The 26,111-nt window shown below is 41.2% G+C and carries 20 protein-coding genes; 12 read left to right on the top strand and 8 right to left on the bottom strand.

The annotated features are described in order from the left end of the window. Positions 1-2: 2 nt before the first annotated feature. Positions 3-4,124, bottom strand: coding sequence for a cobaltochelatase subunit CobN (cobN, locus tag ACFFRD_RS20140; RefSeq protein ID WP_392482909.1), 4,122 nt, complete (start codon positions 4,122-4,124; stop codon positions 3-5). A gap of 94 nt (positions 4,125-4,218) precedes the next feature. On the opposite strand from cobN, the gene ACFFRD_RS20135 reads away from it, so the two are divergent. Continuing rightward, positions 4,219-6,183 carry an ATP-binding protein gene (locus ACFFRD_RS20135; RefSeq protein WP_392482908.1) on the top strand — a complete coding sequence of 655 codons (1,965 nt, stop codon included), beginning with the start codon at positions 4,219-4,221 and terminating at the stop codon, positions 6,181-6,183. Positions 6,184-6,471: 288 nt separating this feature from the next. Here the strand turns inward: ACFFRD_RS20135 and ACFFRD_RS20130 are convergent, their stop codons facing one another. Both ACFFRD_RS20130 and ACFFRD_RS20125 read right to left on the bottom strand, forming a co-directional pair. Continuing rightward, on the bottom strand, positions 6,472-7,305 hold the full coding sequence (locus ACFFRD_RS20130; protein WP_392482907.1) for a RimK family alpha-L-glutamate ligase: 834 nt from the start codon (positions 7,303-7,305) through the stop codon (positions 6,472-6,474). Between the two features lie 125 nt (positions 7,306-7,430). Beyond that, on the bottom strand, positions 7,431-8,285 hold the full coding sequence (locus ACFFRD_RS20125) for a hypothetical protein (RefSeq protein ID WP_392482906.1): 855 nt from the start codon (positions 8,283-8,285) through the stop codon (positions 7,431-7,433). A 135-nt stretch (positions 8,286-8,420) separates the two neighbouring features. Between ACFFRD_RS20125 and ACFFRD_RS20120 the strand changes: the two genes are divergently transcribed. From ACFFRD_RS20120 to ACFFRD_RS20100, 5 genes are all read left to right on the top strand, one after another. Next, positions 8,421-9,338 carry a metallophosphoesterase family protein gene (locus ACFFRD_RS20120; RefSeq protein ID WP_392482905.1) on the top strand — a complete coding sequence of 306 codons (918 nt, stop codon included), beginning with the start codon at positions 8,421-8,423 and terminating at the stop codon, positions 9,336-9,338. Between the two features lie 4 nt (positions 9,339-9,342). After that, positions 9,343-9,876, top strand: coding sequence for a GAF domain-containing protein (locus ACFFRD_RS20115; protein WP_392482904.1), 534 nt, complete (start codon positions 9,343-9,345; stop codon positions 9,874-9,876). A 57-nt stretch (positions 9,877-9,933) separates the two neighbouring features. Beyond that, on the top strand, positions 9,934-11,373 hold the full coding sequence (locus ACFFRD_RS20110; RefSeq protein ID WP_392482903.1) for an AAA family ATPase: 1,440 nt from the start codon (positions 9,934-9,936) through the stop codon (positions 11,371-11,373). Then, positions 11,370-12,005 carry a retron system putative HNH endonuclease gene (locus ACFFRD_RS20105; RefSeq protein WP_392482902.1) on the top strand — a complete coding sequence of 212 codons (636 nt, stop codon included), beginning with the start codon at positions 11,370-11,372 and terminating at the stop codon, positions 12,003-12,005. The genes ACFFRD_RS20110 and ACFFRD_RS20105 overlap by 4 nt, the downstream gene beginning before the upstream one ends. Before the next feature lie 74 nt (positions 12,006-12,079). Then, the gene (locus ACFFRD_RS20100) at positions 12,080-12,373 is read left to right on the top strand and encodes an antibiotic biosynthesis monooxygenase (RefSeq protein WP_114080102.1); all 294 of its coding nucleotides are present in this window, start codon (positions 12,080-12,082) and stop codon (positions 12,371-12,373) included. Between the two features lie 51 nt (positions 12,374-12,424). Here ACFFRD_RS20100 and pcrA read toward each other — a convergent pair whose 3' ends face one another. Further along, positions 12,425-14,746, bottom strand: coding sequence for a DNA helicase PcrA (gene pcrA / locus ACFFRD_RS20095; protein WP_392482900.1), 2,322 nt, complete (start codon positions 14,744-14,746; stop codon positions 12,425-12,427). Between the two features lie 157 nt (positions 14,747-14,903). On the opposite strand from pcrA, the gene ACFFRD_RS20090 reads away from it, so the two are divergent. The 4 genes from ACFFRD_RS20090 to ACFFRD_RS20075 all read left to right on the top strand — a co-directional run bounded on the left by ACFFRD_RS20090 (position 14,904) and on the right by ACFFRD_RS20075 (position 17,571). Then, complete coding sequence (locus ACFFRD_RS20090; RefSeq protein ID WP_114080100.1) at positions 14,904-15,155, top strand: hypothetical protein; 252 nt, start codon at positions 14,904-14,906, stop codon at positions 15,153-15,155. 401 nt (positions 15,156-15,556) lie between these two features. Further along, positions 15,557-16,525 carry a sodium-dependent bicarbonate transport family permease gene (locus ACFFRD_RS20085; protein WP_114080099.1) on the top strand — a complete coding sequence of 323 codons (969 nt, stop codon included), beginning with the start codon at positions 15,557-15,559 and terminating at the stop codon, positions 16,523-16,525. Between the two features lie 4 nt (positions 16,526-16,529). Continuing rightward, positions 16,530-16,841, top strand: coding sequence for a P-II family nitrogen regulator (locus ACFFRD_RS20080; RefSeq protein WP_114080098.1), 312 nt, complete (start codon positions 16,530-16,532; stop codon positions 16,839-16,841). A 28-nt stretch (positions 16,842-16,869) separates the two neighbouring features. Further along, complete coding sequence (locus ACFFRD_RS20075) at positions 16,870-17,571, top strand: carbonic anhydrase (RefSeq protein ID WP_190964082.1); 702 nt, start codon at positions 16,870-16,872, stop codon at positions 17,569-17,571. A 131-nt stretch (positions 17,572-17,702) separates the two neighbouring features. On the opposite strand, the gene ACFFRD_RS20070 is transcribed toward ACFFRD_RS20075, so the two are convergent. Beyond that, on the bottom strand, positions 17,703-19,427 hold the full coding sequence (locus ACFFRD_RS20070) for an ATP-binding protein (protein WP_392482899.1): 1,725 nt from the start codon (positions 19,425-19,427) through the stop codon (positions 17,703-17,705). A gap of 944 nt (positions 19,428-20,371) precedes the next feature. Here ACFFRD_RS20070 and ACFFRD_RS20065 point away from each other — a divergent pair. Then, positions 20,372-20,806, top strand: a complete 435-nt coding sequence (locus tag ACFFRD_RS20065) for a CAAD domain-containing protein (protein WP_012407766.1) — start codon at positions 20,372-20,374, stop codon at positions 20,804-20,806. A gap of 235 nt (positions 20,807-21,041) precedes the next feature. Here the strand turns inward: ACFFRD_RS20065 and ACFFRD_RS20060 are convergent, their stop codons facing one another. After that, the gene (locus ACFFRD_RS20060; RefSeq protein WP_392482898.1) at positions 21,042-22,175 is read right to left on the bottom strand and encodes an S-layer homology domain-containing protein; all 1,134 of its coding nucleotides are present in this window, start codon (positions 22,173-22,175) and stop codon (positions 21,042-21,044) included. 101 nt (positions 22,176-22,276) lie between these two features. Beyond that, positions 22,277-23,068, bottom strand: a complete 792-nt coding sequence (locus tag ACFFRD_RS20055; protein WP_392482897.1) for a Uma2 family endonuclease — start codon at positions 23,066-23,068, stop codon at positions 22,277-22,279. 435 nt (positions 23,069-23,503) lie between these two features. Between ACFFRD_RS20055 and ACFFRD_RS20050 the strand changes: the two genes are divergently transcribed. Next, the gene (locus ACFFRD_RS20050) at positions 23,504-24,862 is read left to right on the top strand and encodes a sensor histidine kinase (RefSeq protein ID WP_392482896.1); all 1,359 of its coding nucleotides are present in this window, start codon (positions 23,504-23,506) and stop codon (positions 24,860-24,862) included. Between the two features lie 178 nt (positions 24,863-25,040). On the opposite strand, the gene ACFFRD_RS20045 is transcribed toward ACFFRD_RS20050, so the two are convergent. After that, on the bottom strand, positions 25,041-26,108 hold the full coding sequence (locus tag ACFFRD_RS20045) for a sensor histidine kinase (protein WP_114080092.1): 1,068 nt from the start codon (positions 26,106-26,108) through the stop codon (positions 25,041-25,043). Positions 26,109-26,111 lie beyond the last annotated feature (3 nt).

Genomic DNA, 26,111 nt, shown 5'->3' with positions numbered 1-26,111 from the left:
TCCTACACCATTGATTTTTCTTCGATAACTGCTTCAGCTTGATGTACTAGGTTCCTCAAAGCTTCTAATGTTCCTATATTTACATCCTCCCATAAATTGCGCTTGTGTGCTTCTAATAATTTTTCAGCAATATCACGCAGAGCGTAAGGGTTCTTTTCCTGAATAAATTCTGACACAACTGGATCGAGCAAGTAAGCCTCTACTATGCCTTGATACATATAATCTTCTACACATTTAGCTGTAGCGTCGTAGGCGAATAAAAAATCTACTGTCGCCGCCATTTCAAAAGCACCTTTGTAACCGTGGCGCATAACTCCTGCAATCCATTTAGGATTAACTACACGAGAACGATACACCCGTGAAATTTCTTCTTTGAGTTGGCGGACTCGTGGTTGAGCGGGTATGGAATTATCACCAAAATATGTTTGGGGGTTTTTTCCCTGTAGAGAACGCACGGCTGCGGTTAAGCCACCCTGAAATTGGTAATAATCATCAGAATCAAGTAGGTCGTGTTCGCGGTTATCTTGATTGTGCAGGACAACTTGCATTTGGGATAAGCGTTGCTTGAAGGCTTCGGTATTGGGGATTGGGGATTGGGGATTGGGGACTGGGGATTGGGGATTGGAAATTGTATCCTCCCCTGCCCCCTGCCCCCTGCTCCCTGCCCCCTGCTCCCCTGCCCCCGAAGAATAGGCGTAAGAACTCCAGTTAATGTAGGCGCGGGCTAAATCTTCATCGTCTGTCCAGTTTTGTGATTCGATTAAACCTTGGAGTCCTGCGCCGTAAGCACCTGGGCGAGAACCAAAGATGCGATAGCGCGATCGCACCACGGCTTCTTCTAAAGTTAATCCTTGGCTTGTCCACAATTCAGTCTCTTGGCGAACTGCATCCGCTAGGGGGTTTTGTTCTGGCGGTTCATCCAAATCTGCTACTGCTGATACCGCTTGATCGAATAAGTCAATTAAGTTGGGAAAAGCATCGCGGAAGAATCCTGAAATTCGCAAGGTGACATCTACACGGGGCCGTCCCAAAATTGCTAGAGGCAAAATTTCAAAATCTACTACTCGCCGCGCTGCACCATCCCATACAGGTTGGACTCCCAATAAAGCTAACGCTTCGGCAATATCATCACCGCCTGTTCTCATGGTGGCTGTGCCCCACAATGATAAACCTAGTGTTTTGGGATATTCGCCATGCTCTTGAGTGTAATATTCCACAAGGGTTTCAGCAGCTTTTCTACCGATATCCCAAGCTGTTTCTGTGGGAATGGCGCGAATATCGACAGAATAAAAGTTTCTCCCTGTTGGTAGAACTTCTGGGCGGCCGCGCGTGGGTGCGCCAGATGGGGCGCTAGGGACGTAACCGCCATCGAGTCCATGTAATAAATGGGTGATTTCCTGATCGGTTTGTTGTAAAGCTGGTAGCAGGCGATCGCGTATCCAGGTAGAGACGCGATTCATCGCGTCTCTACAAGATTCCTGATTCCTGATTTCTAAATTCTGAATTCTGAATTCTGAATCCTGATTTATGAGTTGTTCTACTAAAAGGGCGGCGTGTTCTTCTAGGACTTCAACTATATCGCCGATGGTGCGGCATTCTGTGCCATTGACTACTGAATATTCACCACTAGACATTGACAAATCGGCTGTGAGGGGATCGAAGTCTAAACCCCAATCTTGAGCTATGGCGCGGGTAATACCTGAAGAATGGCGATTGGGGATGCGAGCGATCGCTACTATCAAGTCTCTTAGCTGCCTTCCTTGGGGACATTGCCCAAAAATGTGCAAGCCATCGCGGATTTGGGCTTCTTTCAATTCACAAAGATAGCCACCGATAGAATTCAAAACTAGAGATTCCGACTTAAAAATTTCTGTTTCATTTTGGATTCCCAAATCTAGATGAAGATTTTCTTTGATCACCAGTTCGTGGATGCGATCGCGAATTACTGGTAAACGCGAAGGATCTAAACTGTCGGCTTCATAATACTCATCAATTAAATTTTCTAACTGTTGCAAAGAACCGTAGAGTTCCGCACGAGTCATCGGTGGCGTTAAGTGATCTATGATCACCGCTTGAGCGCGACGTTTCGCTTGGGAACCTTCACCAGGATCGTTGACAATAAACGGGTACAGGTGGGGAAGTGCGCCAAAAGCCACTTCTGGATAACAATTATTAGATAAAGCCACGCTTTTACCGGGTAGCCATTCTAGATTTCCGTGTTTCCCTACATGAACTACAGCATCAGCACCAAAACATTCTCTAACCCAATAGTAGAAAGCTAAATAATCATGGGTTGGTTCTAAATCCGGCGCATGATAATTCAAACTGGGGTCATTATCATAACCTCTTGCTGGCTGAATTCCCACAAAGATGTTGCCGAGTTGAATTCCGGGAACGGGGAAAGAGGCAGGGGGGCAGGGGGGCAGGGGGGCAGGGGGGAATAATTCTTGATTGCTCCCCTGCTCTAAATTTCCCCACCTTTCAGTAATACTTTGCTGAACTGCTGGCGGTAATGAAGCGAAATATTCTTGATATTCTTCCCAAGAGACACTTTGGTGTACCGGAAGCCATTCTCTACCTTCCGAATCGTTGGTTACACCATCTGTCAGCCGTTGAATCAACTCGTCTCCTTGAGCAGGTGGATTTTCTACTTCATACCCAGCCAGATGTAAAGCTTGCAGGATTTCTACACAACTAGCTGGGGTGTCGAGTCCCACACCGTTGGCGAGGCGGCCATTGCGGTTGGGGTAGTTTGCCAAAATTAGGGCAATTCGCCGTTCTTGGGGTGGTTTGGAATGCAGACGCGCCCAATTTGCTGCTAGTTTAGCAACGAACTCGATGCGATCGCTGACTGGTTCATAAATTACCACATCTGTCTCTAAATGGGGATTACGAGTTTGCACGGCTTTAAAAGACACAGCACGCGTAATAATCCGCCCATCTACTTCTGGTAGCGCCACATTCATGCCAATATCGCGGGGAGAAAGCCCTTGAAACTGTGACTCCCACTGTTCAATTGATCCGCCACTGAGGATTACCTGCAACACAGGCACATCTAATTTTTCCCACAGTTCAGTTTGGGGTGTTTCGCTTTCCAAGCGTGCTAGAGAAAAACTAGTGGTATTTAGCAGTACAGCTATTGATTCGGCTTCTTTGGGTTGGAAAAATTCACTCAACTCCGCTTGAACATCGGGTTCACGCAATGAGGAAACAAACACTGGCACTGGTTGTAAATTTTTCTGTACCAAGGCTTGGCATAAAGTATCAATTACTTTAGTGTTCCCCGCTAAATAATGAGCGCGGTAGAAAAGGATGCCGATTTTGGGGATTGGGGATTGCGAGATTTCAGGTTCAAAGGTGGATGAACGAGTATCTGAGGTGGATTCATCCAGTTCAAAGGTGGATGAACGGAGTTCTGAGGTAGATTCATCCAGTTCAAAGGTGGATGAACGGAGTTCTGAGGTGGATTCATCCAGTTTAAAGGTGGATGAACAGAGTTCTAACTCTCCCCTGCCCTCCTGCTCCCCTGTCCCCCTGCTCCCCTGCTCCTCCACTCCCCACTCCCCACTCCCCACTCCCCATTCATACAATCCCACGCGCGGAATCGGCCGGGGTGACGGGGGATTGTATGCAGTTAACAGGCAAGTGTCAGAAATAAATTGGAGAGCATTAACAAAATTTTCTACGCCGCCTTCGCTAAAATACTGCCATACTTGGTTAGCAACATTTAAAGGCACGGTAGACTGAGAAATTAAGTCGGGATCAAAAGCGTCGTCCCCTGGCATTACAATGAGGGTTCTACCATTACGTTGCACAATTTCTTGCACTACTTCTAAGCCATAACTCCAGTAAGAACGTCCTCCTAATAGGCGCAAAATAATTACTTGAGCAAGCTCCAAAACTTGCTCTCCATAAGTATCTATGCTTAACTGTTGCTGCAATTGCAACAGATTGGCGACTCTTAAGGCAGGAAATTGTGAAGGTAATTTTGTAACCGCAACTGCCAAAGTTTGAATGTCGGTATCAGCAGCCGTAATCAACACGAAAGGCGCTGGAGTTTGTTCTAGAAAAATTAAACCCTCTGACTGATTCCATCCACCCGATGTGCTACTTATACGATGCATAATGCTGTATTACCGTCTTAAACTATTGGTTATTACACAATCAAAACAAACTTTTTCCCTGCATTTAGCCCCCTCTTACCAGTAATGATTAAAAATGCTTAGTTCTCCTGATTTGAGCTTTTCTCGAACCTTGCCTATTGTTGTATTTAATCAGCTTGGGGAATTGTTGGAACAAATGGCTCAAACAGTGGAAAGTGCCACTCTGGTACTGACAGAAGCTGTTTTGGCGCGGATTTGCATACCTGTGGAGTGGCAAAGGCAAAGGTTTACGTTGGTGGTTTCTGGGCAGTTTAGTGCGCTTTTGCTAGGAAATTTTGAGCAAGGGGAGCAGGGAAGCAGGGGAGCAGAGGAGCAGGGAATTGATTCGGCACTCAATGCTAGATTGACATTTAATTTAGAGGCGATCGCTTCTTTTCTTTACGAATTGAGAGACTTGTTTGAGTGCGATTCCTATACTCACCAAAATCTCGAACGCTATCGTCAAATTATTGGGCCCAATGATGCTACCCTCCAAAGTAAGTTCTCGCTGTTGCTATTAGAATATTTTCTAACTCAGCCAAACCAAGAAATAATAGCACCTCCAAGCCCAACTGCGCCGGCAGTTTATATCTGTCAACCAGTGGAAGATGCCTTAAAAAAACAGGTTTCCCAAGAACGGTTATTGAATCAGGTAACAACGCAGATCCGCAAAAGCTTGGATTTGCCTGTCATTATGGCAACGGCAATTACACAGGTGCGTGAGTTTCTAGAATTAGACCGATTAGTAATCTATAAATTTGAAGGTTCCAAAGTCAAGACTCAACAATACCAGTCTTCTACAGATGAGGATAATGGGAAACGCTCAACTTCTATCTCAGTAAATAATCAATCCTTAGTAGAAGATTACCAACAGCATGGAGCTTATATTGTCTATGAAGCCCGTGCTACAGATGCGATTACCTGCGTGTTGAATTACACAGAAAAAAATTGCTTTATGCGAACCTCTCAATGTTGGGAGAAGTATCGCCAAGGCTTTACCTTAGCTGTGGATGATGTCGAAAAAACTTATGCTCTAGAAGAGTGTTTGTTGAATTTTTTAAGGGAAAGCCAAGTGCGGGCTAAGTTGGCAGCACCAATTATACTTGAGGACAGGCTGTGGGGGCTGCTGATTGCTCATCAGTGCAATGAACCACGCCAGTGGATTGATAGTGAAAAAAACTTGCTGATTGCGATCGCCGAACAATTAGCGATCGCCATTCACCAAGCTGAGTTAATGCAAACCCTCACCCAAGAAAAACAAACTCTCGAACAACGAGTTATTGAACGCACAATCGGACTACGTGATGCTCTCCTCGCCGCCGAAGCTGCTAACCGCCTCAGAAGTGAATTTCTCGCTACTATCAGTCACGAATTACTCACGCCTTTAACTTATGTGATTGGGATGTCGTCTACATTATTGCGCTGGCCTTTGGGTGAATTGAGTCAACGACAACGCGATTATCTGCAAACAATCCACGATAGTGGAGAACATTTATTAGAAATGATTAATGACATCCTTGATTTATCGCAAATCGAGGCTGGGAAGACAGCTTTAAATATTTCGGAATTTTCTTTGGTGAATGTTGCTGAAAATGCTGTAGAGTCACTACGAAAGAAAGCAACAAGCGAACAAATTAATCTCAACCTTGATTTGCAAATCGATCCCAGGCGCGATCGCTTTACCGCCGATGCCGAACGAGTAGCACAAATTCTCTCGAATCTGTTAACTAATGCAATTAAATTCACCCCTGAAAGTGGTAACGTTACCTTGCGCCTTTGGGTGGAGGATGATACCGCTATTTTTCAAGTGGAAGATACCGGGATTGGTATACGCGAAGAACAGTTACCATTACTATTTGAAAAATTTCAGCAACTCGATACACCCTATCGCCGCCGCTACGAAGGCACTGGACTTGGATTAGCTTTAACTAAACAACTTGTAGAACTCCATCGGGGTAGAATTGAAGTAGAATCAACCATCAGTATTGGCTCAATTTTTACTGTATGGATACCAACTCAGGCAATGAGAGTCATGAGTTAAGTAAGTTGGCGTAAATAATTGTCGTTGGGATAAGGCAATAGGCAATAGGTAGAAGGATTTTAGGCTAGTTCGTTTTTCTTTACATAGTTTGATTTTATTGTGCCAACTTACTTAGGAGTCAATACAGTTCAGTTAAGCATCTCTTTCTTCTCTCTGCGTTCTCTGCGCCTTGGCGGTTCGTTAAAAAAACGACTTTGGTAACAGAGTTTTAGCCTTAACTGAACCGTATTGACTTATGAGTTAAGCAAGAGACGGCGATTTATCGCGTCTTTTTGATGATTTATTTCTTCAATTTGAGGCTAGGCTAAGGAGCATTTTTTCAAAAATCCTCAACACAGGCTCTTCTCCATTGTCTCTAGTGAAAATAGTATAATTTGGGTGAGAATTGATTTCAATTAACCAATATTGGTTATCCCGATCTAAGACGATATCTAAACCACCATAATCAATATCTAATTCTTCAAAAATTGGTTTAGCGAAATTAGCAATCTCTGACAATATTTGTGGATCGTTGATATATTTTGCTTTCGCACCATCCCAGTGAAGAGGGCTGAGGTTGCCTACAAATTGTGCATTAGTTATATCTTTTTCATAGAGTAGAACTAACTCTTTATTTAGAAAAACGGCTCTATACTCAGATTTTATGTCAATGAACTCTTGAGCGATCGCAACATAATCATACTTTTTATTATTAATATTAAAAATCTCTTTTAAAGCAGTTTCAACTTCATCTGTATTCTGACATAAAAAAACGTTATGTCCACTTGAGCCAGAATTACGTTTAACAATTACAGGCGTTTCAAAGGTTTTTTTTATTTCTAATATAATATCTTCAAAGCTTGGAAATTTTAAGTAAATCTTATATTGCAGGTCACAAAAAGGGGAAAGAAAACCTACTGTCCGAGGAAGTTTAACTTTGTTCTTTAAAATATGGTAAGTATATTCTTTGTCTTTAATAATTTGTGCTACGGCTTGATTTATTATCGGAGTACTATAATTACAAAAAAAATGTTGTTTATTATTCAGTTTTATTTTTACTAAGTTTTCAGCCGGATGAATAATTTCATAGCAGATATTTAAATTTTCACAAGCTTTGAGCAATAGCGAAAGGTTATCTAACATAAATATTTGAAGTTAAAGATAAAAATTACAAATTAAGTTAGCGTAGCAGGGCGAAGAAGCCCATTACGAATTACGTTAGCGCAGCGTTAGCGACGCAGGAGCGTCATTACGAATTACGAATTATTTTAGCTTGTTGTTTGCCGTTTAAAAATCACCATTTCAGTACCGACAACTGGGTTACGCGCTATCAGCTTATCTTGGGAGTCAATAATTTCTAGATGGGTAAAATCAAGTTCTTGAGAACGTTGTAATATCTCCGCAGCTAGTTTGTCCTGCTGAGATTCTTTGAGAGTGTACCAATCATCACTAATTTTGACAGTCAAGTTACTCGTGCGGAAGTTGGCTTGAATTGACTTTATCAGACCAGAGGCAATGCGATCGCTAATTTCGGCTACCTGATTTTCAATAGCCGCAATCAAAGCTTGTTCTGGTGTTAATTCTATAGCTGGTGTCGGTGTTGGCGTTGGGGTGGGAATTGGTTCAGGTTCCGGTTCTGGCGGCGTAATTTTCTCTGGTGGCTGTGGCGGCTGCGGTTCTGGTACAACTGACTCCGGTGGAGTAGTTATCGTTGGTGTCGGTGCAGGAACCTCTTCAACTGGGGGAACTGTTGCTATTTCAGTAGGTTTACCAGTAAAGACAGTTGCAGTTGTCCAAACGAGAATTACAGCAATTCCAGTCACAATTCCCGTCAAAGCTGTATCTGATAACTTTGTTGATAAATTTGATGGCAAAAACAACCGGATTGTCCTTAACAGTCCACCCCATCGCAACTGAAGCTGCTGGAAAAAGCCGGGTGTTTCCTTAGTACCTGGTGGGGGTGCTGTCTCCAGTTTGTCCACCGTTGTTTCTAAAACCCCAATCGTCCCTCGGAGAACTTGGATAATTTTAGCCTTCCAAAATGGCTGAACTCTCTGGTAAGGTTTTTGGGGAGGTTGATTTACCTGTTCATCCGTCGGTTTTGACTGATTGTCTTGTGACATGGAACTTTCACCAAAAGCAGCGAATCAAAGACAAACAACGTACATTATTACTGGTGCTGCCTTCTTTTGCCTTAATGTATCACTTCATTGCTCATTGTTTCCGCTAAACTGACTATTTATCAAATTTGGTGAATTATGAACTTAAAACGCCGTCAATTTTTATTTTTAAGTAGCTTCAGCGCCATTAGTACGGGATTTTTAGCCTGGATGTTAACTAATCAAAATCATCAAAGTGCTGATATTACCGATTCAACTACAGCTATAGCCGCCAACCCAGTCAAAAAAGACTTGTTATTACGTTTTGTATCTGTGGCTGATACAGGGACTGGGGCTAGAGGACAGTATGCTGTGGCTGGGGCAATGAATGCCTATCACAAACAAAATCCTTATGATTTAGTAGTTTTAGCTGGAGACAATATTTACAATAACGGCGAAATTGAAAAAATTAATGCAGTTTTTGAGCGTCCTTATCAAGGTTTACTCAAGCAAGGTGTGAAATTTTATGCTTGTTTAGGTAATCACGATATTCGTACCGCCAATGGCGAACCACAAGTCAAGTATGCTGGCTTTAATATGAAGGGACGTTACTATACATTTAAACGTAATCAAGTACAATTTTTTGCTTTAGATACTAACAGTAATGCTGATTGGAAAAATCAGCTAATTTGGTTAGAAAAAGAATTAAATCTTAGTAATGCTCCTTGGAAAGTAGTGTTTGGTCATCATCCAATTTATTCATCAGGTCAGTATGGGAGTAATCCAGATTTTATTAAAACTTTTACTCCCCTATTTAAAAAATACAATGTTCAACTTTATATCAATGGTCACGAACACAATTATGAACGTACTCGTGCTATTGATGGCACAACTTACTTAATTTGTGGTGCAGGTGCTGGCAACCGTCCTGTAGGGCGTTCTGAGTGGACAGGATATTCTACCAGTGACTTAAGTTTTGCCTCTTATGAAGTGTATAAAGATAGAATAGAAATAAGTGCGATCGCTACTAATAATCGCGTATTTGATAAAGGCATTATTCAATTAAAATCAGCCTAATTATATGACTCAGCAAGACTTTCCTGCTGCAATCAAAAATATCGTAGAATCATCTCAAGAACCAGATGCTTTATTTTCTGCACTATTGGCAGCTGTAGGTGATTTTTTACACGCTGATAGATGTTTTCTATGCCTGCACAATCCACAGAATAATCTTAGTAGAGTTGCCTTTTGTTGGATTCGCATTCCAGATTTACCTACCGTCTATAATGAAGAATGGGCAGCACAACCACCATCTTTAGCAGATGAAGATCCGATGTTTGCGGCTGCGCTACGTGCCGAACCTTCAATCTATGTAGAAGATGTGGAAACTGCTGATTCCCAGATTTTAAATCGGGAATTTGAACAGAAAAATTTTGGACATCGCGCCCTGATTCATGCTCATATCCGCCAGGATGGCCAACTTTGGGGAATTTTACAACCATGTATTTTTGGTCATCCCAGAATTTGGACTGAATATGAACGAGGGGTGATTAATAATCTTGTTGAAAAAATTACACCTTTAACAGTTTCTTATGTAAAGTCTGCTTTTGATTAGCTGTTTTATTTTCCGATTTGTTAGCCGTAGTAAATTACGTTCAGCGTTGTTAAAACTATGAAAGTCAAGCGCCTGAAAATGCAATCTTTCCGTGGAATCGGCGATTTGACCCTGGAGTTTGATGAAACGGGGCCAACGGCACTAATTGGTATTAACGGCGTTGGGAAATCGAGCATTCTTGATTGTCTAGCTATTTTTTTATCACAGTTTACAGCATATATTCAAAGTTCTTCGGATTCCATACGTTTTTTTAATAATAAAGACATTAGTAATGGCTGTGAGGAAACACATAATGAAATTACATTTTTAATAGATTCCCAGGAGATAGTTTTAAATATAACTAAAATTAGTTCAGGTGATATTCAAGAATCTCTGACAAGACATAGAGAGCTTTTTCAGTTTAGCCTTTTGCTCAAAGAAAAGTTTCAGATGCAACAAATATCAAATAGTGAATATCAGAAATTGCAACCAATATTTAACTCTATATTTACAACTATTGATCCTGAAATTTCTGATCCTGTTAGTTTGGATAATGATAACCCTGCTACTCTTTCTAGTCTTCAATACACAAAAGGTTTACAAGCTGTAGTTGATGCTCTGCGTCATCAATTAGAAAATGGTTTTGAAGCCAACATTCCTTTAGTAATCTACTACCCTGTTAATCGTGCTGTTATTGACATGCCTTTAGAGATTTCAGAGGTAAGTTCATTTAAGCAAGTGGATGCATATAATCAGGCATTTACAGGAGGAAGAATAGACTTCAAAACATTTTTTGAATGGTTTAGAAATCGAGAAGACTTAGAGAACGAGAGACGAAGAGATAATCCTGATTATCGAGACAAACAATTAGAAGCAGTCAGACAAGCTATATCTTCATTGATACCAGAATTCTCAAACTTACGGGTTGAGCGTTCACCTCTGCGAATGACTGTCAGAAAAAGAAGTGAGAAACTCATCGTTAATCAGCTATCTGATGGGGAGAAATGCTTGTTGGCAATGGTGGGTGATTTAGCAAGACGATTAGCGATCGCTAACCCTAGTTTACCAGAACCGCTTCAAGGTGAGGGTGTTGTTTTAATTGATGAAATTGAACTACATCTACATCCCAAATGGCAACGAGAAATTATTCCAGCTTTGACAAGAACATTCCCCAATTGCCAATTTATTGTCACCACACATTCACCTCAAGTAATTAGCCAAGTCAAACCAGAAGGAATTTATATTCTAGAAAAAACAGACGAAGGTGTTGTTGCTAAAAGACCAGAAAGTTCCTTTGGGAGAGATAGTAATCGGATCTTAGAAGACCTCATGGGTGTTCCAGCACGTCCACAAGAAATTAAAGATCGTTTACATGAGTTATTTAGACTAATTGATGAGGGTAATCTTGATGGTGCTAGGCAATTATCTCAGGAAATTGCTGATATTATTGGACAAGATGAACCAGAATTAGTAAAAGCAAGTGTATCTATTCGACGCAAAGAGATTTTGAAGCGGTGAAATATATCAAAAAAAGTGAGGAACCAGAAAGTTTTACCGTTTGGAAAAATCTAGCAAATGAGGATTGGCAACCAAGTTGGGACGACTTCAGGAAACCACAAAAAACCGATGTACATGATTCCTTATTGCAAGAGCAAGGTTTTATTTGCTGTTACTGTGGAAGGCGTATTACCAAAGAAATTAGTCATATTGAACATCTAAAACCTAGATATCCTAATACTGAGCTAGCGCTAGAATACACAAATATGCTGGCTTCATGTCAAAGAGAAAGAGAGCGTAAAGAACCTCTGCACTGTGGAAGCAAGAAAGATCATTGGTACGATGAAAATTTGATGGTTTCACCCATAAATGCAAATTGTGAGGAGTTCTTTAAGTACACTGATGACGGTCAGATTTTGGCGACAAATAATTCAGAAAAGCAATTAGCTGCTAAAACAACAATTGATAAACTCGCACTCAATATTGACAAGCTGAAAAATTTACGTTCAAAATCTGTTGAGCCAATATTGGAAATTATTAATACGATTACAGAGGAAGAGAGACAAGACTTAATTCTAGGTTTCAGTGGAACTGATTCTCAAGGATATTACGAAGAGTTTTGCGCTGCGATTATCTATTTACTAAAAAATTAGTCTTAATGGCGTAGCCCGTTATAGACATCACATTATACTAAATAACATTAGCTTAATACTCACTGTAAAACTATATGATTCTTGAGGCAGTCATGCTTCCTGTTAAACCTGGTCTAAAATCCGATTTTGAAGCTGCTTTCAAAAAAGCTTCTAAAATTATTTCCTCAATGGACGGATATTTATCACATGAATTGCATAGATGTATAGAAGTCGAAGGAAAATATTTATTACTTGTAAAATGGGAAACTTTAGAATCTCATACTGTAGGATTTAGAAGTTCTACTGAGTATCAAGAGTGGAAAAAACTTCTGCATCATTTTTATGAGCCATTTCCCACTGTTGAACACTTTGAAGAAATTGAAATATGAAAAACAAGATCCCCAACTTCTTTGAAAAGTTGGGAATCTGTGGCTTTGTTTTCAAATTTTTTGCAATTGTGCTACTCTTGGGTCAACAATTTTTTGTCCTAAGCTGGCAAATTTAATTGCTACAGACATCTTATTACCCGTTCCGAAGACGTGGGTGATTTCACCAAGACCAAAAGTCTTGTGTAATACTCTATCTCCTACTTGCCAATTCTGGTTTGCGTCTTGTTTTTCACTAGAATTAGAAGCACTTTTGGTATAACTTTGACGACTCGCGCGTTTTGTAGATAATAATTCTTCTGGTAATTCGTCGAGAAATTGCGATCGCATCGCAGGTTCACGAGAACCATACAAACGGCGTTCCCGCGCGTGTGATAAAAATAACCGCTCTTGGGCGCGAGTAATTCCCACATAACACAGGCGGCGTTCTTCTTCCAAAGATGCAGGATCGCTTAGGGAACGGTAGCCGGGAAATAGCCCCTGTTCTAATCCCACTAAAAATACTACGGGAAATTCCAAACCTTTGGAAGCGTGCAAAGTCATCAAAGAAACGGCTGTCTGTCCTTCTTTTAAGTTATCCAAATCGGAACTGAGGGCGGCGCTACTTAAAAAATCTCGCAGGGAAATTTCTTCGTTTTCTTCTTGAAATTGCAGTGCAGCGTTATAAAGTTCCTGAACGTTTTGTACTCGATCTGTGGCTTCGTCTGTACCTTGATTCATCAAGTCTTGAACGTAACCAGAATCTTCTAGTATTCCTTGCAAAACCTCAGTCACGGGAAGCGTGGCGACTTGTCCTTGCCAACGGCTAATCATTGCAGCAAAGTTATTTACAGCTTTTGTCGCCCGTCCAGCTAATGTATTAACTGATGTCTCATCGCTGAGGATTTCCCACAAAGTTGTCCCTAATTGCTGAGATGCGTTTATCAAAGCATCAATAGTGGTTTTGCCAATTCCCCGCCGGGGAGTATTAATAACTCGTAATAAACTGACTGTATCAGCCGGATTATTTATCGCTCTTAAATAAGCGACGACATCTTTAATTTCTTTGCGATCGTAAAACCTCATTCCCCCCACAACTGTGTAAGGAATTTGATATTTCACCAACAATTCTTCAAAGGGACGAGATTGGGCATTCGTCCGATAAAGTATAGCAAAACTACCCCAGTTTAACTCTGGATTTTGCTGTTCTAAAGTGCTAATTTGATTAATCACAAATGCCGCTTCTGCAAGTTCTTCATCGGCTTTGTGACAAGTAATCTGTTCACCCGATCCCCGCGTCGCCTTCAGGACTTTATCAATCCGTTGGGTGTTATTTTCAATCAGTTCATTAGCCGCTTGCAGAATGTTTTCACAAGAACGATAGTTTTCTTCTAGCTTAACCATCGTTCGGGTGTCATCATCTACCAAACCATCGCCAAAGTCTTCCTGAAATCCTAGCAAGATGGTGAAATCTGCCATCCGAAAGCTGTAAATTGATTGGTCTGCATCACCGACAACAAAAACTGAGCGATTTTCCCATTGCCATTCGCTCTTTTTGGTTTCGCCATTAGTAACTAATAAATTAATCAGTTGATACTGAGTACGGTTAGTATCTTGATATTCATCTACGAGGATATGACGAAATTTGCGATGCCAGTAACCCAATACCTGCTCGTTTTGTTGAAATAATCTAGTAGGTACAAGAATTAGATCGTCAAAGTCGAGAGCGTTATTTTGTGCTAACTTATCTTGATATAAATTGTAAACTTGGGCAATTACCCGTCCGCGATAATTTGGTTGATCTTGCTCAAATTCTTGGGGTGATAAACCTTGGTTTTTAGCGTTACTAATAGCGTAGCGGACAGAGCGGGCATCAAACTTCTTATCGTCTAAATTTAGCTCTTTATTAACGATTTCTTTGATCAGACTTATAACATCTGATTCATCAAAGATAGAGAAATTACGATTCCACTTGCGTCCTTTTTCGTCTACGTATTTTTCAATATCAAAGCGGAGAATGCGAGAAAATAGACTGTGGAAAGTGCCACACCACAAATCTTTGATAGTGCTTTTATAAACTTGCGATCGCAATTGCGTTTGTTGGTATTCTGTCAACAAATCCAATCGCTGACCATGTTGTTTCATAGCCAGTTGTTCTGCAAACAGCCGTTGAATCCGTTCTTTCATCTCCCGCGCAGCTTTGTTGGTAAAAGTAACCGCCAGGATATGTTCTGGATCAACTTTGTGTTTCAGAATCAGATTCGCAATACGATAAGTCAGCGCTCGTGTTTTACCGGAACCTGCGCCAGCAACAACTAGCAACGGCCCGCAGTAGTGTTCGACAGCTTGACGTTGGCTAGGGTTAAGGTGACTGAGAAAGTCGATGGTTGTTGTCATGGATGTGAAAAAGCGATTGCCTGGTGTCACATCAATAGAAAGTCACTATTGCCCAGGTTACAATATCCTAACGAAACTTGGTCAATAAAGATTGTGCGGCAATCTTCTTAACCAGAATGGTACTGTATCATGATTTATGTAGAAGCAAGAGAAAGCCATGCTCTCAGTCAAAGGCACATTCCAAAACGGTGTGGTTCATCCTAACGAACCAATTGAAGGGTCTGAGGGGCAGTCAGTTATAATTGTCTTTGTCGAAGAAAACCGCACACCTGAGCCAGCAACGCCAGAAGATTCAGATTGGGATAAGTTGAGGCAGTTGATTAAAAATTGTGCAGTTTATACAGATATTAGTGATTTGGCACACCAGCATGACCATTATCTCTATGGAATGCCAAAGCGAGAATCATAACCTTGACTTTTGAGCAAGCAGGATTTGCAAAACTGTTGTAAATCAAAAATACTGGGATTTAAGCAAGATTTGTGTAAGAGCAATTCATAAATTGCCCCTACAATACGTTAATTTTTTCTACGCTAAATACGTTGATTGCGAGTTCTCCCTACACTTTCTGTCGTAAGATCAGCGACGGGGAATCCAACATCAAAAAATGTTGGGCAAGCTCTCACTTTTTCTGTTCTCAGCGCTGTTTAACACCTAATCAATAAGTATTGTCACGAATAAGACAATTCACTCCTTGAGTACCCAATTGATACGGGGTAGCCATACACAATACATCACGATTCAACCGTTGAGTTTTTAAAGATGAAAAATTTCTTTAATTTCAGGTTTAACCAATACAAGGATAGGTGGATATGGATCTGAGCTTAATTGTATCCAACATTTTGAATCCGCCAATCCTGTTTTTCTTTTTAGGCATGACTGCGGTTTTTGTCAAGTCTGATCTAGAAATTCCCCCACCAGTGCCTAAACTCCTTTCGTTGTATCTGCTGTTTGCCATTGGTTTTAAAGGAGGGGTAGAACTAATCAAAAGCGGACTTAATCAAGAAGTGATTCTAACACTCGCAGCAGCAATGATGATGGCTTGTGTTGTTCCAATTTACACCTTTTTTATATTAAAGTGGAAACTGGATACTTACGATGCTGCTGCGATCGCTGCAACCTACGGTTCTATCAGTGCTGTCACTTTCATCACTGCTGGCGCTTTTCTTAGTGAGCTTGGTATTCAGTATGATGGTTACATGGTAGCAGCTCTGGCCCTGATGGAATCTCCGGCGATCATTGTTGGTCTGATCTTGGTGAGTATATTCACCGCCGATGAAAAGCGAGAGTTTGCTTGGTCGGAAGTTTTGCAAGAAGCATTTCTTAATAGTTCAGTTTTTCTACTAGTTGGTAGCCTTTTAATCGGTGTGTTGACAGGAGAACGTGGTTGGCACGTATTAGAACCCTTTGCTCAAGGGTTGTTTTATGGCATTCTCACCTTCTTTTTACTGGATATGGGACTGGTTGCTGCCAGAAGAATTAAAGACTTGCAAAAAACCGGAGTTTTCCTGATTTTATTTGCCATACTAATTCCTATACTCAATGCAGGCGTTGGGTTAGTGATTGCCAAATTCATCGGTATGCCTCCGGGAAATTCGCTGTTATTCGCTGTATTGTGTGCCAGTGCTTCTTACATTGCTGTCCCGGCGGCGATGCGGATGACTGTTCCCGAAGCAAATCCCAGCCTGTATGTTTCTACCGCTTTAGCAGTAACATTTCCGTTCAATATTATTGTGGGAATTCCGCTATATCTCTACGGAATTAACCTATTTTGGAGGTAATAATATGCACGTAGTTAAAAAGATAGAAATTATCGCCAACTCCTTTGAGCTTGCCAAAATTTTAGAGAGTTTAGACAAGTCGGGTGTACATAGCCATGCCGTAATCCGCAATGTAGTTGGTAAAGGATTACGAGGAACGACAGAAGATTTAGACATGACCATGCTTGATAATGTTTACATCCTCGCATTTTGTATGCCAGAAGAACTCAAGCGTGTTGTTGAAAATCTCAGACCACTCCTCAATAAGTTCGGAGGTACTTGCTACGTTTCCGATGTGATGGAAATTCGCTCTGTCAGATGTATCGCGTCGATTTAAGAGAGTTATAAATTCAATGAAGCATTTCATGGAACGTCGTGACTTTTTGAAGTTGGGAATGACCGGAGCCTTTGGAATGATGCTAACTGCCAGCGATTTACTCTGGCAGGTTAAACAGGCTAAAGCTGCCGAAATCCCCCCAAATTCCCCTGAATCCCTCAGTCCTGATGAAGCATTACAAAAGCTGATAGAGGGAAATCAGCGATTTATTAAACATCACCCCCAATACCCCGATCAATCTGAGCTGCGGTTGCACGAAGTTGCTCAAGCTCAACATCCATTTGCAACTATTCTTAGTTGTGCTGATTCACGAGTACCGGCAGAAATTGTTTTCGATCAGGGTATTGGAGACATCTTTGATGTTCGGATTGCCGGCAATATTGCCACACATGAAGCGATCGGCAGTATTGAATATGCCGTTGTTTTATTAGGTTCTCCACTGCTGATGGTGATGGGCCATGAACGTTGTGGGGCTGTAACCGCAGCTGTACAAAAAGAATCGTTACCCGGTGATATTAGTACGTTTGTGAAGGCAATTGAGCCAGCTCTGAAAAAGGTCAAGGATCAGCCAGGTGACGCGGTTGAAAATGCTGTGGTAGCAAATGTGCAATATCAAATTGAACGGTTGCAAAAATCAAAGCTTTTAAGTGAGCAGGTGCAGTCAGGTAAATTGAAAATCGTGGGCGGTCGCTACGACTTGGATACAGGTAAGGTAAGTATTATTACTTAAATTTACATTTTAGTTCTGAGTGAGAAATCTCACTTCCTTACTCAGAACGGGCTAAACGCCCCGCTAGCGCTAACAAAACTGTTTTACCCCAATTCCCAATTCCCAAGCCCAATTCCCAATTCCCAATCCCTTCAATCCTGTACAGTCATTGGCAGACGAATAGTAAAAGTAGAACCAAGTCCCGGCTGGCTTTTGACAATAATCTCACCACCCATCATCTGACAAAAGTGGCGGCTAATTGCCAAGCCCAGTCCTGTACCTCCATACTTTTTCGTAGTCGAAGTATCTCCTTGGGTAAAAGGTTGAAATAACTGCTGCTGTTGACGGTTAGACATACCTATACCTGTGTCGGTAACGGTAAAAGTAATCATGCCTAAAGGAGCATCCAGCCGTAATTCCTCCTTTTCTCTATTGACTGTCAGCGTCACCTTGCCATTTGTAGTGAACTTACTGGCGTTGCTTAGTAAATTTAACAACACCTGCCGCATCCTAGTTTGATCGGCGTACATAGTTCCAAGTTGCTCATCAAAATGCACTTCTAAAACATTGGCATTTTTTTCTATAGCTGGTTTGACTGTGAGGACGACGTTATTAATTAGCGTCGCAATCTCAAATGTTTCTGGATAGAGAGTCATTTTCCCCGCTTCAATTTTTGACAAGTCGAGGATTTCGTTAATCAAGTGCAGTAGATGTTTACCAGCAGCGTTAATTGTTTCTAAGTCGGTGATAAAGTCTGCTGATAAACCAAGATCGGTAGCGTCGTCTTCTAGAAGTTGGCTCAAGCCAATGACAGCATTTAATGGTGTGCGTAATTCGTGGCTGACATTGGCTAAAAATACGCTTTTTGCCTTGCTAGCAGCTTCGGCTAACTCTTTAGCTTGTTGTAGTTCTTTGGTTCGCTCAGATACTCGCTCAATCAGGCGATTTAGAGATTTGGCAAGTAAGCCAATTTCATCTTCAGTGGTGACGGGCGCTCGCAAATCAAAATTATGTTTCCGCGCCACTTGTTCAGCTACTTGGGTGACGGTGATAACTGGTTCAGCGATCGCTCGACTGGTACGCCAAGCTACAATAGCTGCGATCGCCACCGAAACGAGCATACTGATAATTACGATAAATCGCTCAACTACTTTTGCCTGCTCAACGGCTTTTTGCCTTTCTTGCTCTTGATTCTCAGCAGTTTGTAGGATATTAGCCAAGCTTTCAGAAAGCTGATCTAGGCGCATGGCTGTTTCACCACGCATGATTGTCAATAACTGCGATCGGGCAGCAGAAATTTGCTGAGGCTGCGCTGGTTGGGAGTCAATCTTATCTAAGACGATCTCGATTTGGTCAACGTAAGCTTTTAAATTATTCTTGTAATCTAGCAATAGCGTCTGTAAAGTCGAACTTGTTGCCGCTAGTCTTTTAGGTTTACTGTCAATAAATCCAGAAATTTTTGACTCTAATTGCTGGGCTTTTTCAACATTCTTCAAAAAATCAGCTTTTTTAGTTTGTAGTTGCTGTGAATTTTCTAATACAGCAACTAGATTAGAGCTATGTAATTGCGCCCCTACTACTGCATCTCTATAATTACTCAGTAGTTGTCCTTGTTCATAAGCTTGATTGAATTGCCTTACTTCCCTACCCCGGTAGTAGTTGGCAATCACTAACCCAGTTAGCGCTCCAAAAAAACCAATTCCGATAGCTACAAAGTACCCATAGCCAATTTTTTGATGGATGCGCCAAGAACTGGCTTTGAGTTTCCCTCGTGAGGGAAATTCTATGGTCGGTAGTTCGTCTGTCGATGGCTCTTCGGCTGACACTTTTTTGATTTCTGAACTGCTATCGATAAGGGTTGGCTTTTGAGTTGGCATTTCTCAAACCTCCTTGCCTTCCCGTAAAAATTACCAAATCAGTTTAGCTTGTACAAACAGTTTAATTGGTTATTAACATTTACATTATCTTCTTTTATAGCAACAGCAAATCATTGCTTAGTAGATAATTCGCATAACCTCATATCCTATGAGTTATTTTGATAGCAATGTTGCTAAGTACACTTACTGACAGTGAACCGAATTCACTTTTTTCAACAGTAACAAATAATTTCCCAAACTAAAGACCTGTCTGAGACCGTCTTCTCCTTACCACAATACTTTCCTCAATATACAGCTGATAGCAATTAGTTCTTGCCATCAGGTAAGCCACTAGTCTACCTTACTGCTTCCTTATAAAATTAATACAATCAGGAAAAAAACAAAAGGTTTGATTATGGGGCATGGGGCATTAGGTTATTTCTGCCTCATCCCCAATTACCAGCACGCTTATCATAAAATAGGTTGAAAGTCTAGTCGATGTGAATACACAAAAACTTTTATTACGTATTAATATCAATACGAATGCGTTAATTGACGAACCCGGCTTAAGATAGCTTTAATATTGGCTAAAATCGGCTTTTAGGCTTATATAAATGAGAGGTGGGCTGATTTTGCCTGATTTGTACTTAGATTTAGTACGATTATGAACAAATGACACGGAATGGGATAATCACAACCAGAGGATTCCAGTTGATTTAGAAAAGAACTCAGAAGGACGATTATAATACATCCTACTCCCTTCTGAATTCTATCCTCCTACTGACTGTCTACCTTGTAGTTGATGCAGTAGATATTACGGGGCAATTATAGTTAAAGGACACTAAAACCCTTTTGTGCCCTTTAATCAATTGTACTGATGCGCTTGTGCATTACCTAACCAACAGCCTTTTGGTTGCAATTATCCAGATTAGAAAAACTCAACTGTCAAATTAATGGGAGTGAAAATGCCAGAACAAGATTTTACTGAAACCGCATCCAAAGAGACTACAGTGGCAGAGATCAACACCCAAACGGGAACCATCACAAAAGTCCAGCCTCCCGCACAGTCTCAAGATGAATGGCTAAAATACGGGGAGCAAGTTTCTACATTTTTAGCAACATTGCCAGAATATGTGGGAGGCTTCTTTAATGAATATAAGCAACCTCTGGTAACAGTTGGTTTAATTGTAGGATCAATTGTTGGTGTTAAAGTACTCTTGGCAATATTAGATGCTTTGAATGATATCCCTTTAGTAGCGCCTACTTTTGAGTTGATAGGGATTGGTTACTCTGCCTGGTTTGTTTACCGCTATTTACTCAAAGCCTCAACGAGGAAAGAGTTAACTAGTGAAATCACCACTCTAAAATCACAAGTGGTTGGTAAAATTCCAGAAGCTTGATATCTAAATATCGCTTATCCTGCAAAGACTCTACGCAAATAATCTAATTCAAAATCACCCTCTGAGTCTGATCTAAGGAAGCCTTAGCTCAGACTTTTCTCAAAATCAAAAATTTTTGAATTTCTAATTTTGAATTTTGAATTTTCTGCAATGGGTTGGCCAAGAAGCAGAGGAATAAAGGATCGTTAAAAATCTTTTTCCTCTGCTTCTTTGTTGAACACTTTCTCTAACAAACTCACCGAGACGAGCCTCCTGGCGACAATTTAACCTTGGGAGTGCGCGAAGTTTCTGGAGATGCACTGGGCAATCGCACTATACTTGGAGATGAAATTGCCTCCAACTTGCCCCGTTTTACTAAAGCTTGATGAATCATCGCCGCCACTTCAGCCCGACTAGCTACTTTGTTGGGAGCAAGAATTTGTGGGTTTGGATAGTTAACTACCAGACCATTGGTTGTAGCAGCAGCTATTTTGCTAATAGCATAAGGTGGAATATCTTTAGCATCTTTATAGACACTTAAAATCTGATTTGGAGAAGTGGGCGCTTTCAAATTCAACCCACTAACAAGGGCAACCAAAACTTGCACTCGTGAAATATTTTGTTGTGGCTTGAAGGTTTTTTTCGGGTAGCCTTTGAGAAATCCGGCATTGATGGCTTGGCCAATTGCTGGAGTTGCCCAGAATTTTGTTGGTACATCTTCAAATGCGATCGCAGTCTTAGACGGTTCTTGGTCAAAGGCTTTTTGTACAATCGCAGCAAATTCAGCGCGGTTTACAGGCTGATTTGGTCTAAAAGAATAATCAGGAAATCCTTTGAGAATACTACGAGAAGAAAGAACATCTATAAAACGCCGACCCCAAAAGTTAGTGGGCACATCGTTAAATGCAATTGGCGGCGGAATAATAGATTTTTGTTTTGCTGGAGTTACTAAAGGTAGCGCTGATGATTTAAGTGATGACTCAAGTACTGCTGAAGAGGGTACAGGTGTCTGTAGTTGTGGGGGTTGAGTTGGGATTACCTGAGCAGATGGTAACACTGCACGGGAAGGGGCGCTGTTAGTTGGCAATGAAGGTGTCTTGGGTTCAACAACAGCCTCCGGTGGAGAATAGGGCAAAACTGTCTTAGGGACTACATTTGGTTCTACCTTGGGATTAAGGGAGGGCAATACTTGATTTGGTTGAACACTAGGCGAAGGAGTGGAAGAAGCCGACAGCAGCCCGTTGAAGTTCCAGCTAGAATCCCTGCGGGACAATGACCAAAAAAGAATCGCTCCGATAGTGGTGAAGGCAACCAGAATGGCTATAAATTCATCAAAGCCAAGGGCAGTTCTTTGGGATGACTCCGGTTCGGAAGGAGGTTTATTTGTCATCGTGATTACCCTGGTAGCAGTAAAATTTGTGTCTAAACAAATTAAGCCACAGATGACTCTTTTACACCAGCCCTTTTTAATTCGTAATTCTTAGTAAGATATCAGGCTTCTGGTTCAATGCCGAGCGATCGCAATTGGGTAGCTAGGCGATCGGCTCTTTGGCGTTCCTGTTCTGCTCTTTGGGATTCTTGTTCTGCCCTTTGAGATTCCTGTTCGGCTCTTTCATCGCCATTCAACAACAAATTACCTTGTAAATCCCACCAACGCAGCCAGGGTAATTCCACATTCTGATAAACTCCTAGCCATAAACCTAATTCAACACCCAAAGCAACAATGGGATAATGTCCTCGTTCATTTGCTGGTAAAATCTGATACTGTCCTTCAATCAGATGATAAACTTCTAGGTTGGCTTTACTCGCTTCATAAATGCCGTAGAAGGGAGGACGAATGACTTGCTCATAAATCCAAAATTTACCCTTCAAAGGAGTTTGATCCCGTTCTTCACTACCGTCTCCAGAGACAAATTCTAAAACAATCAACGGGGCAATAAACTCTCGCCACAACACATAAGAACGTCGCGTTTGCCCATTGAGCAAAAATGGTACATTCGGTACATAAAACCAATCTGGTGCTTCTGCGCCTTTTTCCGGGGGATCGGTTAAGCGCCAGTAAATGCCTAAGTCTTGCCCTATACAGTATTCACCTTCAGGATTTAATTGTTTAAGGATAGGTGTAATAGAGTCAGTTAGTAGGATGCTTTGGGGATGCTCTTGCCAATTTTTGCCTCCGGCACGCTCCGCGAACACAAACGTACCATCGGACTCAGGAAGTTGAGTATGATCCGGGAAGGGGAAAGGAGTGAGGGCGTTGGGTGGATTGGTTACAGAGGTCATAACGCTACCTTTGCACTCTTCGTAAAGATTATTTTTAGTTTAGCTTGCGTAAGCGTAGCCCGTCGTAGACATCGCTCTCTAAATATTCACTACCAAGATTTTGAAGGAGGCAGGAGGCAGTTTTTCTCTAAATTGCTTTCATTAATAAATCGCACGCCAATTACTTCTAGTAGTCTGCCAACCCAAAAATGCTGCGTCATGCCTGGGTAAAGGATAAGGGGTAAGGGGTAAGGGATTTGAAACCTTTCCCCCTTCCCCTTTACCCTTTACCCCGCCAAGTTCACTTGGCGAACTACTAGTCACCTGAGAACAATTTTCACCCTGATATACCACTAGTCTTATTAGATACCTAAACCAAAACCTGATTTCGAGGGTGGCAGAATGTAAAATATTAACTTATTGTTTACCCAATCTTTGTAAAAATCAGGGTGTCTAGTGTCAGAAGAATTTAGTTGCCAAATCTCACCGCCATTTTTGTCTCTTGGTAGCGATCGCGATCTGGGTTTAGATTCAACCCTCCAAGAACTACCAATGTACAACTTCCCGGTGGAAATCAATCACACTGGGATGGAAGTGGCTAATTTTTTAGAAAAATATCCCCTGCTACCAGGAGTAGTTTTGGTAGAACAGGGAAAGTTCATTGGGATGATTTCGCGGCGGCGGCTGCTGGAATTTTTGATCCGTCCTTATGGACAAGAGTTGTTGGTTCAGCAACCATTAGCCGTTCTCTACAGCTATGCGCGGATACCGATGTTGCTGCTTGCTGATACAACATCGATTTTAACAGCGATGCAACTTAGCTTAAAGCGATCGCCAGAATTATTAGCAGAACCAATTGTAGTACACACAGAATCTGGTGCTTATAGATTGTTAGATGTCCAAGAATTGAATATTATTTCTTGGCAAATTCGAGGAATCGACAATCTGGTGCGCTATGAACGCAGCCAAGCTCAAATGATTCAAAATGATAAAATGGCAAATCTGGGACGTTTGGTAGACGGCGTAGCGCACGAAATTTTAGACCCAGTGGGTTTTATTTGGGGGAATATAACTTATGTTTCTACCTACAGTCAAGATTTACTCAAGCTAATAGCTGCTTACGATCAAGAGTTACCATCAGTTTCCCAGGCAATTAATCAAATTAAAGAAGATATTGAATTTGATTTTTTAGAACAAGATTTGTCGCGATCGCTTGCGAGTATCCGTACTGGCGCGGAAAGATTAAAAAAGCTTGTTACTAGTTTACAAAACTTTTGCCATATCGATGAACTTTATCCAAAGCCAGTAGATTTACACGCTAGTATAGATACTATTATTTTATTAATTAATAGCCGTCTTCAAGGGGAAATTGAAATAGTCAAATACTACGGTCAGCTACCCCCAGTTTATTGCTTTATAGGGCAGCTAAACCAGGTTTTGATGAACATTTTCAGTGAAGTTGTAGATATTTTACTCAATGAAGCAGTTAGGCAACAGTTGCATTTAGAAGATAAAAATACTGTTCAAAAACCTCGAATTGAGATTACTACGCAAGTAATTTCGCAAGAAGCAAGCAATCCAAATGCACCAGATTCTCGTTGGGTATTAATTCGCATTGCTGACAATGGCCCTGGAATGTCTCAAGAATTGCAACAGCAAATTATGGAGTCTTTTTCTCTGGAAACAAAGAATAGTAAAAATACTAGTTTAGCAGTAAGTTATCGAATCATAACTGTGAGGCATGGTGGTAAATTAAATTTCCATTCACAGATTGGTATAGGTACAAAATTTGAAATTTTATTACCTTTACTTTGATTGATTCAAAATCATGGATTTTAACTCATCCTACGGCTACGAACCCCCCCCTTATTTGATCCACATTCCCGCATTTGCAATGCTCGTAAACTCGCTAATGCCTCACTATCATTTTCATAAAAAGCCGTAGAGAAACCGAAGTCATTATTACCAATCACCAATAACCAATCACAAATGACTAAACTTGTTGCTGGATAGGAATTTGAACTACAAACTCCGTTCCTTTTCCAAGTGTAGAAAAAAATTCTAACTTGCCGCCATGTTTTTCGGTGATAATTTGATAGCTGATAGCCATTCCCATTCCTGTGCCCTTACCGACAGGTTTTGTTGTAAAGAAGGGGTTGAAAATCTTTTTTTGAATCGATTCGGGAATCCCAGAGCCATTGTCAGCGATCGCAATTTTTACCCATTGCGAATCAACGACAGAGGTACGAATCGTAATGGCACTGGGATTATCGCGGATTTCTCGATAAGTTCGTTTAGCATTGAATTCTTCGAGAGCATCGAGCGCATTTACTAAAATATTCATAAACACCTGGTTGATCTGTCCGGCGCAGCATTCTACATGAGATAAATTACCGTAGTCTTTGATGATCTGAATGACTGGGCTTTTGTCAGTGGCTTTAAGGCGGTGTTGCAAAATCATCAAAGTATTGTCGATGCCTTCATGAACATCTACGGCTTTGAACTCACTTTCATCTAAGCGTGAGAAGTTACGTAGTGACAGCACAATCTCTCGAATCCGCTCTGTCCCGATATTCATTGAATGCAATACCATAATCGCGTCTTTTTCTAGAAACTCTAAATCGATGGTTTTGCGTTCGGTTTGAATTTCAGTAGGTGGATTGGGGAAATAACGGTGATAAAGCTGGACAAGTCGCAGTAAGTCATGAATATATTGGCTAATGTAGCTGAGATTTCCGTAAATAAAGCTAACGGGATTGTTGATTTCATGAGCAATCCCTGCCACCATTTGACCCAGGGCAGACATCTTTTCGCTTTGAATCATTTGAGCTTGCATTTGATGCAAACTATCTAACGTATTTTCTAACTCTTGGCCTCTGTGCTGCAAATCTGTGCGCGAATCTTCTAACTCACAAATGACTTTCTTGAGTAAAAATTCCTTTGTGCAAATGTCAGTTTCTAGCTGGCGGCGTTCAGATTCGCAGCGTTCCAGCTTTTTCCGCAAGATACGGTTTGTCTTTTCTAACTCTTGCATCTGTATGGAATTGTCTTGGTTATCCATACA

This window comes from Nostoc sp. C110, from assembly GCF_043099725.1.
GTDB classification, from domain to species: domain Bacteria; phylum Cyanobacteriota; class Cyanobacteriia; order Cyanobacteriales; family Nostocaceae; genus Nostoc; species Nostoc muscorum_A.
The sequence above is the reverse complement of the archived record's forward strand: the minus strand, read 5'-3'. Positions and strand labels throughout refer to the sequence as shown.

Bases quoted from the DNA above. Each gene is read 5' to 3' on its own strand.
- cobN (WP_392482909.1), bottom strand. From the start codon at position 4,124: ATGCATCGTATAAGTAGCACATCGGGTGGATGGAATCAGTCAGAGGGT.
- ACFFRD_RS20135 (WP_392482908.1), top strand. From the start codon at position 4,219: ATGCTTAGTTCTCCTGATTTGAGCTTTTCTCGAACCTTGCCTATTGTT.
- ACFFRD_RS20130 (WP_392482907.1), bottom strand. From the start codon at position 7,305: ATGTTAGATAACCTTTCGCTATTGCTCAAAGCTTGTGAAAATTTAAAT.
- ACFFRD_RS20125 (WP_392482906.1), bottom strand. From the start codon at position 8,285: ATGTCACAAGACAATCAGTCAAAACCGACGGATGAACAGGTAAATCAA.
- ACFFRD_RS20120 (WP_392482905.1), top strand. From the start codon at position 8,421: ATGAACTTAAAACGCCGTCAATTTTTATTTTTAAGTAGCTTCAGCGCC.
- ACFFRD_RS20115 (WP_392482904.1), top strand. From the start codon at position 9,343: ATGACTCAGCAAGACTTTCCTGCTGCAATCAAAAATATCGTAGAATCA.
- ACFFRD_RS20110 (WP_392482903.1), top strand. From the start codon at position 9,934: ATGAAAGTCAAGCGCCTGAAAATGCAATCTTTCCGTGGAATCGGCGAT.
- ACFFRD_RS20100 (WP_114080102.1), top strand. From the start codon at position 12,080: ATGATTCTTGAGGCAGTCATGCTTCCTGTTAAACCTGGTCTAAAATCC.
- pcrA (WP_392482900.1), bottom strand. From the start codon at position 14,746: ATGACAACAACCATCGACTTTCTCAGTCACCTTAACCCTAGCCAACGT.
- ACFFRD_RS20090 (WP_114080100.1), top strand. From the start codon at position 14,904: ATGCTCTCAGTCAAAGGCACATTCCAAAACGGTGTGGTTCATCCTAAC.
- ACFFRD_RS20085 (WP_114080099.1), top strand. From the start codon at position 15,557: ATGGATCTGAGCTTAATTGTATCCAACATTTTGAATCCGCCAATCCTG.
- ACFFRD_RS20080 (WP_114080098.1), top strand. From the start codon at position 16,530: ATGCACGTAGTTAAAAAGATAGAAATTATCGCCAACTCCTTTGAGCTT.
- ACFFRD_RS20075 (WP_190964082.1), top strand. From the start codon at position 16,870: ATGGAACGTCGTGACTTTTTGAAGTTGGGAATGACCGGAGCCTTTGGA.
- ACFFRD_RS20070 (WP_392482899.1), bottom strand. From the start codon at position 19,427: ATGCCAACTCAAAAGCCAACCCTTATCGATAGCAGTTCAGAAATCAAA.
- ACFFRD_RS20065 (WP_012407766.1), top strand. From the start codon at position 20,372: ATGCCAGAACAAGATTTTACTGAAACCGCATCCAAAGAGACTACAGTG.
- ACFFRD_RS20060 (WP_392482898.1), bottom strand. From the start codon at position 22,175: ATGACAAATAAACCTCCTTCCGAACCGGAGTCATCCCAAAGAACTGCC.
- ACFFRD_RS20055 (WP_392482897.1), bottom strand. From the start codon at position 23,068: ATGACCTCTGTAACCAATCCACCCAACGCCCTCACTCCTTTCCCCTTC.
- ACFFRD_RS20045 (WP_114080092.1), bottom strand. From the start codon at position 26,108: ATGGATAACCAAGACAATTCCATACAGATGCAAGAGTTAGAAAAGACA.